This is a genomic window from Shinella sp. (assembly GCF_049651085.1).
Lineage (GTDB): Bacteria > Pseudomonadota > Alphaproteobacteria > Rhizobiales > Rhizobiaceae > Shinella.
Window position 1 is genome coordinate 262587 of record NZ_JBASBL010000007.1, and the last position, 13663, is coordinate 276249.

12 protein-coding genes are annotated in these 13663 nt (G+C 63.5%); 6 read left to right on the top strand and 6 right to left on the bottom strand.

Annotation, left to right across the window (positions count from 1 at the left end; translation table 11 throughout):
- Positions 1-34: 34 nt before the first annotated feature.
- The 3 genes from WA950_RS04565 to WA950_RS04575 form a co-directional block, all read right to left on the bottom strand.
- Positions 35-1327, bottom strand: a complete 1293-nt coding sequence (locus WA950_RS04565) for an Hsp70 family protein (protein ID WP_424550491.1) — start codon at positions 1325-1327, stop codon at positions 35-37.
- 145 nt (positions 1328-1472) lie between these two features.
- Positions 1473-2261: an SDR family oxidoreductase gene (locus tag WA950_RS04570; protein WP_424550492.1), complete on the bottom strand. Its 789-nt coding sequence runs from the start codon at positions 2259-2261 to the stop codon at positions 1473-1475.
- 26 nt (positions 2262-2287) lie between these two features.
- Positions 2288-3688 carry an FAD-binding oxidoreductase gene (locus WA950_RS04575; RefSeq protein ID WP_424550493.1) on the bottom strand — a complete coding sequence of 467 codons (1401 nt, stop codon included), beginning with the start codon at positions 3686-3688 and terminating at the stop codon, positions 2288-2290.
- Positions 3689-3948: 260 nt separating this feature from the next.
- Between WA950_RS04575 and WA950_RS04580 the strand changes: the two genes are divergently transcribed.
- The 4 genes from WA950_RS04580 to WA950_RS04595 all read left to right on the top strand — a co-directional run bounded on the left by WA950_RS04580 (position 3949) and on the right by WA950_RS04595 (position 8783).
- The gene (locus WA950_RS04580) at positions 3949-5613 is read left to right on the top strand and encodes a 4Fe-4S dicluster domain-containing protein (protein ID WP_424550494.1); all 1665 of its coding nucleotides are present in this window, start codon (positions 3949-3951) and stop codon (positions 5611-5613) included.
- 150 nt (positions 5614-5763) lie between these two features.
- Positions 5764-6393, top strand: a complete 630-nt coding sequence (locus WA950_RS04585; protein ID WP_424550495.1) for a L,D-transpeptidase — start codon at positions 5764-5766, stop codon at positions 6391-6393.
- A gap of 344 nt (positions 6394-6737) precedes the next feature.
- Positions 6738-7736: an ABC transporter substrate-binding protein gene (locus WA950_RS04590; protein ID WP_424550496.1), complete on the top strand. Its 999-nt coding sequence runs from the start codon at positions 6738-6740 to the stop codon at positions 7734-7736.
- 159 nt (positions 7737-7895) lie between these two features.
- On the top strand, positions 7896-8783 hold the full coding sequence (locus tag WA950_RS04595; protein WP_424550497.1) for an ABC transporter permease: 888 nt from the start codon (positions 7896-7898) through the stop codon (positions 8781-8783).
- A 61-nt stretch (positions 8784-8844) separates the two neighbouring features.
- Here the strand turns inward: WA950_RS04595 and WA950_RS04600 are convergent, their stop codons facing one another.
- Positions 8845-9753 (bottom strand): DMT family transporter, encoded by a 909-nt coding sequence (locus WA950_RS04600; protein ID WP_424550498.1) that lies wholly within the window; start codon positions 9751-9753, stop codon positions 8845-8847.
- A 139-nt stretch (positions 9754-9892) separates the two neighbouring features.
- Here WA950_RS04600 and WA950_RS04605 point away from each other — a divergent pair, with 139 nt between their 5' ends.
- Positions 9893-10366 carry an Lrp/AsnC family transcriptional regulator gene (locus WA950_RS04605; RefSeq protein ID WP_424550499.1) on the top strand — a complete coding sequence of 158 codons (474 nt, stop codon included), beginning with the start codon at positions 9893-9895 and terminating at the stop codon, positions 10364-10366.
- A 44-nt stretch (positions 10367-10410) separates the two neighbouring features.
- Here WA950_RS04605 and WA950_RS04610 read toward each other — a convergent pair whose 3' ends face one another.
- Together WA950_RS04610 and WA950_RS04615 are read right to left on the bottom strand one after the other, a co-directional pair.
- Positions 10411-10812 (bottom strand): DoxX family protein, encoded by a 402-nt coding sequence (locus WA950_RS04610; RefSeq protein WP_424550500.1) that lies wholly within the window; start codon positions 10810-10812, stop codon positions 10411-10413.
- A 231-nt stretch (positions 10813-11043) separates the two neighbouring features.
- Complete coding sequence (locus WA950_RS04615; protein WP_424550543.1) at positions 11044-12267, bottom strand: MFS transporter; 1224 nt, start codon at positions 12265-12267, stop codon at positions 11044-11046.
- A 361-nt stretch (positions 12268-12628) separates the two neighbouring features.
- Between WA950_RS04615 and WA950_RS04620 the strand changes: the two genes are divergently transcribed.
- Positions 12629-13567, top strand: a complete 939-nt coding sequence (locus tag WA950_RS04620) for a diacylglycerol/lipid kinase family protein (protein ID WP_424550501.1) — start codon at positions 12629-12631, stop codon at positions 13565-13567.
- Positions 13568-13663 lie beyond the last annotated feature (96 nt).

A 13663-nucleotide genomic window follows, 5' to 3' on the forward strand; every position in this document is an offset into this window, starting at 1 on the left:
TAGCGAAGCGGGATCGCGGAGGAAAGCGCCCTGCTCATGCTGCCCACGTCGCGACGTCGTCGCTTTCGCCGATCAGCGCAAGACCATGGGCGATCGAGAGCAGTTCGCCACCGCTTTCGATCTTCCCGGCATCGAAGCGGTTGGTGAAGATGCGACGCACGGCCGGCACGAAGGACGTGCCGCCGGTGAGAAACACCTTGTCGATCGCGCCCGCCGCCGTACTCGTCTTCTCGAGAACCTCATCGAGCGCACCCTCGATGCGGGCGAGATCCGGGGCGATCCACTGCTCGAAATCGGCGCGCTTCACCGTCTTGCGGCCGGCCGAACCGAGAGGCGCGAAATTGAACTCCGCCTCGTCCGAGGCCGACAGGGCCATCTTGGTCGCCGAGATCGACTGATAGAGCGGATAGCCCTCGTCATGCTCGACCAGATCGATGAAGAGCTCCAGCTTCTCCGGCTCGATCGCCGAGCGGACCAGCGACTTGAGATCGGTGAATTCGCGCGTCGTCTTGAAAATCGAAAGCTGGTTCCAGCGGGCAAAATTGGCATAGTAGCCGCCCGGCACTTCCAGCAGCTTGTCGAAGCTCTTGAAATAGGTGCCCTTGCCGATTTCCGGGGCGACGAGATGATTGACCATGCGCGCATCGAAATGATCGCCGGCAATCCCGACGCCGGAATGGCCGATCGGTATGGCCGCCAGCCGGCCCGCCTGCCGCTCGAAGCGGATCAGCGAATAGTCGGTGGTGCCGCCGCCGAAGTCGGCGACGAGCACGTTGGCGTCGCTCTTCAGCGTCTGCGCAAAATAGTAGGCCGCCGCGACCGGCTCGTAGACATAGTGGATTTCCGGAAAGCCGAGCCGCGTCAGCGCCGCATTGTAGCGCTCGAGCGCCAGCGCCGGGTCGGGGCTGGCGCCGGCGAACTGCACCGGCCGGCCAGTGACGATCCGCGAGACCTCCGCCGGCCATTCCGCGCCGGCATAGGCCTTCAGGCGCTGCAGGAAGATTTCCATCAGGTCGTCGAAGCTGTGCCGGCGCGCATAGATCAACGTTCCCTGGAAGAGCGCGCTGGCGGCGAAGGTCTTGATCGATTGCAGGAAGCGGCAGTCGCCGGGATTGTCGATGAACTGGCGGATCGCGGCCTGTCCCGCCTCGACCTTCAGCGCCTGCGCGCCGACGAGCGGATCCTTCATGAAGGAAAGCGCCGTGCGCATGGTGTCGGTGGTGCCGACGCTGCTGGTGAACGCCATGGATTGCGTGTCGCTGCCGCCCGTCGCGCGTGCCAGAACCGTGTTTGTCGTGCCGAAATCCAGCCCGAGTGCCCGTGCCATCGCCGTGCCCCTGTCATTGTCAGAATGTGTTGAACCGGAGCAAGAAGGCCCCGCGCGCGAAAGGGCGCATCAAGCGCGCCCGCGAATTTTGAGAGCGCGCCAGATGGCACAGGCGACGGAGAATGGCAAGGGGAAGTGCGGCGTCTCAGACCGAGCGTGCCGCCCCGCCGTCGCACCGCACGAGAGTGCCGGTGACATAGCTTGCCGACGCGCTCACCAGGAAGGCGGCGGTGGCGGCAAATTCTTCGACGGCGCCGTAGCGGCGTGCCGGAATGGCCCTTTCCGCGGCGGCGCGTACTTCGTCCACGCTCTTGCCGCTGCGCTCCGCAGCTGCCGAATCGAGGCTGATCAGTCGGTCCGTCATGATGCTGCCGGGCAGCAGCATGTTGGACGTAACGCCGTATTCCGCGACTTCTCTCGCCAGCGTCTTCGACCAACCCGCCAGCGCCGGACGTAGCGTGTTCGACAGGGCAAGGCCGGGGATCGGCTCGATGATTCCGGAGGAGGCGACGGTGAGGACGCGGCCCCAGCGCTGCTCCTTCATGCCGGGCAGCAGCCGGTTGGTGAGCGTGATGATGCGCAACACCATCGAATGGAAATAGGCGAGGAGCTTTTCCTCGCTCATGTCCTCGGTGGAGCCGGGCGTCGGGCCGCCTGAATTGTTGACGAGGATATCGAGCCCGCCCAGCTTTTCCTGGACGGCGGCCACGATGGTCTCGACGAAAGTGTCCTCGCCGAGGTCCGCCTCCACCCAGTCGGCGCGGCCGGGGCCTTGCGCGTTGATGGCGTCGCAATTGGCTTTAAGCGTTTCCACGCTGCGCCCGCAAAGAAGCACATGCGCGCCCTCGCGGGCGAGCGCCACGGCAATGCCCTTGCCGAGGCCGCGGGAGGAGGCGAGCACGAGGGCTCGTTTGCCGGTGATGCCGAGATCCATGACGAAATCCTTACGCTGGGGGCCTGCTAGGCCCGAAAGGGCACCTTGCCCGGATTGAACAGGTTTTTGGGGTCGAGCGCGGCCTTGATCGCCTGCGCGACAGCGCGCCGCGCCGGATTGCCATAGGTGAGATAGGCGCGGCGCTTTTCCGTGCCCACGCCGTGCTCGGCGGAAAAGCTGCCGCCGAATTCGGCAACGCCCGTATAGATCGCATCCTCGATCGGTTCCTTCAGGCTAGGTACTGCCGCGCCCTTGCCGATCACGGAAATATGCAGGTTGCCGTCCGCGATATGGCCGTAGACATAGGCATCGAAGCTGGCATCGACCCCTTTCAGCCGCGAGCGCAGGCCCGCGACATAGTCGTCGAGGGAGGCGGGCGGCACCGAAATGTCGAAGGAGGGTGCGGCCGGAAAGTGCCGGTACATGAAATCGCCATCCTCGCGCAGCGCCCAGAAGCGGCGGGCCTGGTCGAGCGATGCGGCGACGATGCCGCTCGTCAACTCCTGTTCTTCCCACAATTCGGCAAGCCCGTCCTCCAGCGCGCTGCGCGCGTCCGCCTCGCTGCCGGCGGAAACCTCCATCAGCAGCACGGCCGGCGTGTCGGCCTCGAGCCAGTCGAGATCGAAACCCTTGTCGCCGGCGCTGTCGCGGAAATAGCGCTGCCACATCAGTTCGGCCCCTTCGAGCTGCAAGGCCGGCTTTGCGCGAAAATGGGCAATGAGGGCAAGGGCGGAGGTGGCGTCCTTTACGCCGACCAGCGCGGTGGCGCGCATCGCGTTGAAATTCTCGAGCTTCAGCACGGCGCGCGTGACGAAACCGTAGGCGCCTTCCGAGCCGATGAGAAGCTGCTTGATGTCCGGCCCGGCGCTGACCTTGAGGACGCGCGTGAGGTCGCTGAAAAGACTGCCGTCGGGCATCACGGCCTCGATACCGAGCACCTGATGGCGCATGACGCCGTTGCGGAAGGCAAGGATGCCGCCGGCATTGGTGGCGATCATCCCGCCGATCGTCGCGCTGCCGCGGGCCGCAAGGTCGATGCCGGGGGTGAGGCCGAATTCGGCGGCTGCATCCTGCAGCGCCTGCAGCGTGACGCCGGCGCCAACGGTCGCCGTGCGGGCGAGCGGATCGATCGCCTCGATGCGGTTCAATCGTCCTGTCGACAGGATCAGTTCGCCCGGCGCGCTGATACCTCCGCCGACAAGTCCGGTGCGCCCGCCCTGCGGCACGACGGCGACATTGTTTTCAGCGCACCAGCGCACCACGGCTGCCGCCGCTTGCGGTGTCGCAGGCTGCGCCATCGCGCCTGCACCGAAATTGTCTGCATGCTCGCCGGGATGACGGTCCGCGAGCTTTTCACTTCCGATAAGGTGAAGATCCTCGCCGAAATGGTTCAAATCGCGTTGGAGTGATCGGATAATCTCGGACATGCTGACGAACCTCTCCCGGTGGCTGGCGGAAATGCCTAGTCCCGCAGGGAAGGGGAATCAAGCGGGCAGACGGCTGCGCCTGAGACATTCGGTTGACGTTTACGTTAAAGTCAATAAACTTTCAGCCCGGTCATGATGTCATGCGCATTGCAGGAAAAGTCTGTCGCAGAACGGCTCGACAAGGTTTGCCGTATTTGCCATGACAGGCCAACCAGAGGGAGTGACCGTGGCTTTTGAGGGGTCGCGGTGTGGAGAGACGAATGAGCGAAGCAATGGAACTGCCCGAACGCGAGAGCATGGAATTCGACGTTGTGATCGTCGGGGCGGGGCCTGCGGGCCTGTCGGCCGCGATCCGGTTGAAGCAGGTCAATCCGGATCTCACCGTCGTCGTGCTTGAAAAGGGGTCGGAAGTCGGCGCCCATATCCTTTCCGGCGCCGTCGTCGATCCCATCGGGATCGATCGCCTGCTGCCCGAGTGGCGCCAGGACGACAGCCATCCCTTCAAGACCGAGGTGACGGACGACCACTTCCTGCTGCTCGGCCCGGCCGGCTCCGTGCGCCTGCCGAACTTCGCCATGCCGCCCTTGATGAACAACCACGGCAACTACATCGTCTCGCTTGGCAATGTCTGTCGCTGGCTCGCGACCAAGGCGGAAGAACTCGGCGTCGAGATCTATCCGGGCTTTGCCGCCACCGAGGTGCTCTACAATGACGAGGGCGCGGTGATCGGCGTTGCGACCGGCGACATGGGCATCGAGCGCAATGGCGAGCCCGGTCCCAACTATACCCGCGGCATGGAACTACTCGGCAAGTACACGCTGATCTCGGAGGGCGTGCGCGGCTCGCTCGCCAAGCAACTGATCGCGAAGTTCGATCTTTCGAAGGGCCGCGAGCCCCAGAAGTTCGGCATCGGCCTCAAGGAGCTCTGGCAGGTCAAGCCGGAACATCACAAGCCTGGTCTCGTGCAGCACTCCTTCGGCTGGCCGCTCGGCATGAAGACCGGCGGCGGTTCTTTCCTCTATCATCTGGAAGACAACCTCGTCGCCGTCGGCTTCGTGGTGCATCTCAACTACAAGAACCCCTATCTCTTCCCCTTCGAGGAATTCCAGCGTTTCAAGACGCATCCGGCGATCAAGGGCACTTTCGAGGGCGGCAAGCGGCTTTCCTATGGCGCGCGCGCCATCACGGAAGGCGGTTACCAGTCGGTGCCGAAACTGTCCTTCCCGGGCGGTGCGCTGATCGGCTGCTCGGCCGGTCTCGTCAACGTGCCGCGCATCAAGGGCAGTCACAATGCGGTCCTGTCGGGCATGCTGGCCGCCGAGAAGCTGGCGGATGCCATTGCGGCCGGCCGCGCCAATGACGAGCCGATCGAGATCGAGCAGGGCTGGCGCGACAGCGCCATCGGCTCGGACCTGAAGAAGGTGCGCAACGTCAAGCCGCTCTGGTCTAAGTTCGGCACTGCCGTGGGCGTGGCGCTCGGTGGCCTCGACATGTGGACGAACACGCTGTTCGGCTTCTCTTTCTTCGGCACGCTGAAGCACGGCAAGACCGATGCGCAGTCGCTGGAGCCGGCGGCAATGCACCGCAAGATCGACTATCCGAAGCCGGACGGCGTCCTCACCTTCGACCGCCTCTCCTCGGTGTTCCTGTCGAACACCAACCACGAGGAAGACCAGCCGGTCCACCTTCAGGTGAAGGACCCGGACCTGCAGAAGACCTCGGAACTCGACGTCTATGCCGGTCCCTCGACCCGCTACTGTCCGGCCGGCGTCTACGAATGGGTGGAGAAGGACGGCAAGGACGTCTTCGTGATCAACGCGCAGAACTGCGTGCACTGCAAGACCTGCGACATCAAGGATCCCAACCAGAACATCAACTGGGTGCCGCCGCAAGGCGGCGAGGGGCCGGTCTATCCGAACATGTGAGTGCAAGTTTTGAAGAGGGCCGCCCTGAGCGGCCTTTTTCTTGCCGCGCAGCATGGCGCCGCCTGCAACCGATGCGCGCCGCTTAACCTCCGATTAACCATAACCGCATAATTCTCAGCCCCGAGGACAGATATTCAAGGGGCTTTAACCATGTCGATTTCCCGCCGCGGATTCCTGCTCGGCGCATCTGCATTGCTCGCGGGCTGCGCAACGAACGGAACCAGCGACCGCGCCAATTACGGCGAGCGCATGGATGAGAAATTTCCGCTGAAGGTGATGCCGCTCGACAAGGTCAAGCCGGAGCTTCGCCGGCAGGAAGTCGCCTATGCGACGACCCAGGCGGCAGGCACCATCGTTGTCGATACGCCGGAGCGCCGGCTCTACTACGTGCTCGGCAACGGACGGGCCATGCGCTATGGCATCGGCGTCGGCCGGCAGGGTTACTCGCTTGCCGGCAACGCCTATATCGGCCGCAAGGCTGAATGGCCGAGTTGGACCCCGACGCCCAACATGATCCGCCGCGACCCGAAGAAGAACCTGAAATATGCCGGTGGCGTGCCCGGCGGCATCAACAACCCTCTCGGCGCCCGCGCGATCTATCTCTACCAGAACGGCAACGATACGCTGTTCCGTATCCACGGCACGAACCAGCCGTGGTCGATCGGCCATGCCATGTCGAGCGGCTGCGTGCGCATGCTCAACCATGACGTGATCGATCTTTACGAGCGTGTGAAGGCCGGCGGGCGGGTTCATATCATTCAGGGGCGGCGCGAAGCCTGATTTCGCCTTTCCGCATCCACACAAACAAAGGCCGGCTCATGCCGGCCTTTTCGTTTTCTGCCTGAAACAGAAGAATTGTATCATGCCATTGCGATCGCTCCACCGCCGGAAACAGATCAGCCGGCGCTCCCGGATTTGGCCGCATCATGACGCATTGGGGTCAATTCCAGACGCATTCGTATCGGCATTTGACCCTGTAGCTGCAAAAGTCGAAGATGCGGTATCGCGGCCCATGGGCCTTCCCTGGCCTTTTCGGGAACGATCCGCGAGAAACAACGAGTTCCGCGGCGGCGGTGCAGCGGGCTCGACGGCCATAATGACACCGCCGCAATGAGGGAACGGATATGAAACATCTTCTTGCTTCCACCTGCCTTGTCGCCGGCCTCATGGCCATGACGGGTGCGGCGCGCGCCGAATGCGGCGATCTGACCATTGCCAGCATGAACTGGCAGAGCGCGGAGGTTCTGGCCGCGCTCGACAAGTTCATCCTGAACGAGGGATATGGCTGCAATGCCGACGTCATCGTCGGCGATACGGTCCCGACCATTACCTCGATGATCGAGAAGGGCGAGCCGGACCTCGCGCCCGAGGGCTGGGTGGACCTGCTGCCCGACGTCGTCAACCGCGGTATCGAGGAAGGCAAGCTGATCGGCGCTGCCGTGGCGCTGTCCGACGGCGCCGTGCAGGGCTGGTGGATCCCGAAATACATCGCTGAGGCCAATCCGGACATCAAGACGATCGACGACGTGCTGAAGCACCCGGAACTGTTCCCGGATCCGGAAGACAAGAGCAAGGGCGCCGTACATAACGGCCCGCAGGGCTGGGGCGGAACGGTCGTGACCGGCCAGCTCTACAAGGCTTATGGCGGCGAGGCCGCGAACTTCACGCTGGTCGATACCGGCTCGGCCGCCGGCCTCGACGGCTCGATCGCCAAGGCCTACGAGCGCAAGGAAGGCTGGGTCGGCTATTACTGGGCCCCGACCGCGCTTCTCGGCAAGTACGATATGGTGAAGCTCGAGCATGGTGCGCCCTACGACGCTGCCGAGTGGAAGCGTTGCAACACGGTCGCCGATTGCGCAGATCCGAAGAAGAACGAATGGCCGAAGGACAAGGTCCAGACGCTGGTGACCAAGAGCTTCTCCGAGCGGGCCGGTGACGACGTCATGGGCTATCTCAACAAGCGCGCGTGGAGCAACGACACGGTCAACAAGCTGATGGCCTGGATGACCGACAACCAGGCAAGCGGCGACGATGGCGCCAAGCACTTCCTGGAGGAAAATGAAGCCCTCTGGAAGGAGTGGGTTTCGCCGGAAGCGGCCGAAAAGATCAAGGCCGCTCTCTGACCGTCTGATCGGGACAGGCGGCGCGTCTTCGGGCGCGCCGCCTGAAAACTTTGTTCGTGCATGTCGTTGGCGCAAACTGCCGCGCACATTCCATCGGCATGTTTCAGGGTTTGGTTCAAAGACCGGCGCAAGATCGGTCGGAACCGGAAGGGGATCGATATGGAATGGTTGACTAAATTTCCCGCGATGGACGCGAACGCGTTGCGCGACCTCAAGAAGGCGATCGATGAGGGATTTCGCACCTTCACCCGCGCCTACGGCGACAGCATCGAAACCATCTTCGAGCCGTTGCAGCACTTCCTCATATGGTCCGAGCGCTTCATGACGCGCACGCCTTGGCCGATCATCATCCTGTTGATCGCCCTTATCGCCTGGTTCGCCAGCCGAAACTGGAAGATCGTCGCCGGTTCGGTCGCCACCCTTCTGCTGATCGGCTATTTCGACATGTGGGACGACACGATGAAGACGGTGTCGATGATCTTCGTCTGCACGGTCCTGTCGATCGTGATCGGCATACCAATCGGCATTCTCATGTCGCGGTCGGACCGTGTGCAGAGCGTGATCAACCCGATTCTCGATGTCATGCAGACCATGCCGAGTTTCGTCTATCTGATCCCGGTCGTCATGCTGCTCGGCATCGGCAAGGTTCCGGGCCTCATCGCGGTGGTCATCTACGCCATTCCGCCGATGATCCGCCTTACCAATCTCGGCATCCGCCTGGTCGACAAGGACGTGCTGGAGGCGGCTGACGCTTTCGGCTCGTCGAGCTGGCAGAAGCTGAAGAACGTCCAGATGCCGCTCGCTCTGCCCACCATCATGGCGGGCATCAACCAGACGATCATGATGGCGCTTGCGATGGTGGTCATTGCCTCGATGATCGGCGTGCAGGGTCTCGGCCAGCCGGTGCTGAAGGCGATCTCCAACCAGTATTTCACGCTCGGCATCTTCAACGGCCTTGCCATTGTCGGCATCGCGATCATCTTCGACCGCGTCAGCCAGGCCTTCGGAAAGCGCCTGCAAAAGCACCGCGAGATCATTCACGGCTGATCCGGAACGCGGACAGAAAGGGCGCCCCGGCGAAAGCCGTCGGCGCCCTTTCTTTTTTGGCCTAGCGCCTCGGCGACAGAATGCCCGTGGAAAGCGCGACGCCGGCCCCGACGACGAGGGCTGCAATCATTTCCGCCGCGCCGAAGCTTTCTCCCAGGAAGAATGCCCCGCCGAGCGTTGCCAGTACTGGCGTGATGGCGGTGAAGGCCGCTGCCTGGCTGCCGCCGAGCGCTCTTATGGCGGTGCCGTAGGCGAAGGTGGCGATGAGGCCGGAGAGAATGCCCTGGCTGGTGATCTGGAGCGCAAGGTCGGGCAGGGAGGCTTCGGCAAGGTGCGTGCCGAAAAGCGCGGCCAGCACGAGATGGATCAGGAACGACCAGACGGCGATGAGGGCAGCCCCTTCCAGCGCGGAAAGCCCGGAGCGGCGGAAGGCGTGGGTGAAGCCCGCCCAGAGAATGGCGCCGAGCGGCAGCAGCACGAAGCCGGTTGCCGTCATACCGCTCTTGAACATGCTGGCGACCAGCAGGATCGCGACGCCGGCTACGATGGCGGCAAGGCCGGCAAGGCGCATGCGGTCCGGCCGCTCGCCGAACAGCGCCATGCCAATGAGGGCGGTGGCCAGAGGCAGCGAGCCGCCGAGCAGGATGCCCCCGGGCGCGGCCGGTGTGACGTGCAGGGCGGCGGCCGTCACCTGGAAGAACAGCGCACCGGCGCCTGCCACCATGACGACGACGAGTTTCACCGGCACGCCTTTCGGCAGGAGGCCGGTTCGCAGCCAGATCGGAGCGAGCAGGATGGCCGGCACGCCGTAGCGGATGAGGCCGATATCGATGGTGCCGAGCGGGGTTGCCGTCGTATGGCGGGTCGCGAGCACCCAGACCGCCCAGATCAGCACGGTGACGACCGCACCCGCATAGCCGGCAACCAGCGGATTGCTTTTGCCCTCGGAAGAAAACGAGATCGTGGCCATGGCGGTGTCCTTCTAGCGCTGGGCTCAATTCATGGTCGGATTCTAGCGCTGAAGGGAAAGGTGTGTCCTTGCGAGTTATGCCTGCATGAAAGTAGGATGCGCAGGATTATGCCAACATTGGAGGCAAGAAGTTCAGAATATGCCAAATCTTGACAGATTCGATATCGCCATCCTGAAGGTGCTTCAGGAGGATGCACGCGCGACGAATGTCGAGATCGCCGAACGGGTGAACCTCTCTCCGTCGCCGTGCCTGCGGCGGATCCGCAATCTCGAAAAATCGGGCGTGCTGCGCGGCTACCGCGCCGATATCGACCGCAAGGAAGTCGGCCTCGGCCTCACGGTCTTCGTGGAAATCAAGGTGGGGCACCACAGCCGGGAAAATGCGATGGCGCAGCAGGAGGCGCTGCTCGCCGTGCCGGAGGTGGTTTCGTGTTTCCTGATCTCCGGCAATGCGGATTTCCTGGCGGAAGTGGTGGTGGAGGATCTGGCGGCCTATGAAAAGCTGCTGACGGAAACCCTCCTAACCATGCCTGGCGTCACCGATATCCGTTCCAACTTCGCGATCCGCAGCATCAAGACCGGCGGTCCGCTGAAGCTGCCGTCGCTGAAATAGGCCCACCCCGGCGAGAAGGCCGGAGCGAGCGTATCCCGGTAGGGTCAGCGTGCGGCTGCAGATTTCCAGGCGACGACCATCAGCGCGCCGATGACGGTGATATGCTCCATTACGATATGGAACTCGATCGTGCGCATCGGCTCCTGCATGGTCCAGAAGCTATGCGCGATCGGGATGGTGAGCGCGGTGAAGACGGCGAGCATGCCGGCGCCGAGCCAGGTCCAGCGATTGGCGACGATCAGCGCCGAGCCGACGATCTGGGTAATGGCGGTTGCGATGTTGAACAGGGCGGGCGGTTCAAGGCCGAAATGCACCATCTCGCCGACGCCGGCGTTGAAATCGGCCAGCTTCGCGATGCCGGACAGCCAGAACATCGACGTCAGGACGAGGCGGGCGACGAAACCAAAGACGCTGCTGCCAGTGATGCTCTCGATAAGGGAGGTCATGAACGGTCTCCGATGGGCGACGGCCGCAACCGTTCGCGAGACTGCCGCCTGTCAAGCCGGCGGATTGAGCTTCGTCATGTCTATCAGAGTCCGGGCGAGGGGTGTATTCGTCCCTATACCCTGAATTGCATATTTCAACTGTCCTGTTGATCGCGGCCGCGCGCCGGCGCAAACGAAAACGGCGTCCCCGAGGGCAGGGACGCCGCGCAGACAATCAGGGTTTGAGGTTGCCTACTCGGCCGGGCAGGCGGGCGTTGCGGCGCGGTCCATCTTTTCCAGCGTCAGCGACACCATGAAGACGCCAAAGCCGACGACGGCCGTTGCAGCGCCGACGAAACCCATCGAACCGTAGCCATAGCCGGCGCTGATCGACATGCCGCCGAACAGCGCGCCGAGCGCATTGGCGACGTTGAAGGCGGAGTGGTTGAGCGCGGCGGCGAGCGTCTGCGCGTTGCCGGCGACGTCCATCAGGCGCGTCTGGAGCGCCGGGCCGACGACGAAGCTGCAGCCGATCAGGAAGCAGCAGATGCCGAGCAGGATGGGGTCGTGCGCCGAAAGCGACAGGCCGATGAGCACGAAGAAGTACAGTACCAGCGAGTAGCCGATCGTGCGCATCAGCGAGAGATCGGCAAGCTTGGCCCCGAAAATGTTGCCGACGATCATGCCGCCGCCGAAGATTGCCATGAAGACCGGCACCATGCCGACATTGAGGCCGGCGACCTCCGTGACAATAGGGGAGATATAGGTGAAGACGGCGAACATGCCGCAGAAGCCGGACGCCGCGATGCCGAGCGTCAGCCAGACCTGCTTGCGCTTCAGGGCGCCGAGCTCCGTCAGCGCGTTGATGCCCTTGGGAACCTTGTCGCGCGGCAGGAAGATCGCGATCAGCACGACCGTCAGGAGGCCGGTGATGCCGACGGCGATGAACATGTATTGCCAGTCGAGCAGCTGGCCGAAATAAGCGGCGAGCGGCGTGCCGACCAGCGTCGCGACGGTTAGGCCCAGCATGACCTTGCCCACCGCCTGCGTGCGCTTGTTGACCGGCACCATGGAGGCGGCGACGAGGGCCGCAACGCCGAAATAGGCGCCGTGCGGCAGGCCCGAGAGGAAGCGGAAGAGCATGAAGCTCTTGAAGGTCGGCGCGGCGGCGCTGGCAAGATTGCCGAGGGCGAAGAGGCCCATCAGCACCAGAAGCAGGTCGCGCCGGCGGAAACGGGCGCCGATGACGGCGATGACGGGCGCGCCCACCACGACGCCGAAGGCATAGGCGCTGATGACATAGCCGGCCTCGGCCGTCGTCACGCCGAAGGTGGTGGCGACATCCGGCAACAGGCCCATGATGGCGAATTCGCCGGTGCCGATGCCGAAGCTGCCGACGGCGAGCGCCAGGATGATCAGGGTGACGGTGAGCGGTGCAAGCGGTGGCTGCCCGGAGGAAAGGGCAGAATTGGGCAGGGACTGCTGTTCGGACACGGGTGGCTCCGCAAGGGTGACCCACACGACAAACTCGCGCCGAACCCTCACACGGGCCGCCACTCCTCCTGGCTGCTGATGCGGTCTGGTCCGGCCGGGAAGGCCTGGCGGGAAGGTAAAATCCGGTCGGCAGGCGTACTCCCGACGCGCGCGACCGGCAAGCAATACATCAAACCCCGGCAGACTGCCTACTGCGATTTTTCGCTTCGCCCGAAATTGCTCCGCGGAACTGACGATTATTGCTCGCTGTTGCCCGCCCGCCTGTTAATCGCCGCTTTCTCGATTATCTAATGGATCGATAATAAGCCTTCAGGCTTTCCTGACCGTCACGCGGAGCATGTGAATGAGAGTTCAGGCGATTTTCAACCGGGACGGTGGCACGTTCCGCACCATCGACATGGAGGCCTATGCCCGCCACGCGGAAGAGGTCTTCTCCCGGGCGGGGCACCACCTCGACTGCGATATCGTCGAAGGGGCCGACATCGAAATGGCGCTTCGCCGTTGCTCGGACCGCACCGACCTCGATGCGATGCTGGCCGGCGGCGGCGACGGCACGGTTTCGGCTGCGGCCGGCCTGGCCTGGCAGAGCAAGATGCCGATCGGTATCATTCCGGCCGGTACGATGAACCTTTTTGCCCGCTCGCTGAACATTCCGCTGGATATCTGGCAGGCGATCGACGCGCTGGCGGATGGCGATATCGCCGCCGCCGATATCGGCACGGCGGACGACCGGGCCTTCGTGCACCAGTTCTCCGCGGGCCTGCATGCCCGCATGGTGCGCCTGCGCAATGCGATGACCTATCGCTCGCGCGTCGGCAAGATCGCTGCAAGCACCCGCGCGGCCTTTGGCGTCATCCTGGACCCACCGGAATTCGATGTGGAGTTCAACGTCGATGGCGTCGAGGAGCACCGCAGGGTCTCGGCCATCAATGTCTCGAACAACCGCTTCGGTGAAAATGGCCTGCTCTATGCCGACGACCTGACGGGCGGCCATCTCGGCTTCTATACGACCAATCCGTTGAAGCCGACCGGTGTTGCCAGGCTCGCTTTCGATATCCTGCGCGGCAAGCTGCGCGAGAATGCCGACGTCACGGAAATGACCGGCACGGCCGTCGATCTGCATTTCCCACGGGTCGACCGGGCGATCAATTGCGTGATCGACGGCGAACTCCTGCCGATGGACCGCGATGTCGCAATCCGCCTGCATCCGGGCGAGTTGAAGGTGATCGTGCCGAAGGTGCAGGCCAGGAACATGACGACGGCCGAACCGGCCGCCGCCTGACGCCGCCTGGAGCATTTCCAGCCGAAGCGGCATCGCTTCGGCGTTGGATAATGCGGCAAAAACAAAGCCCTGGAGCTATCGCGGTGATCCGGTTTT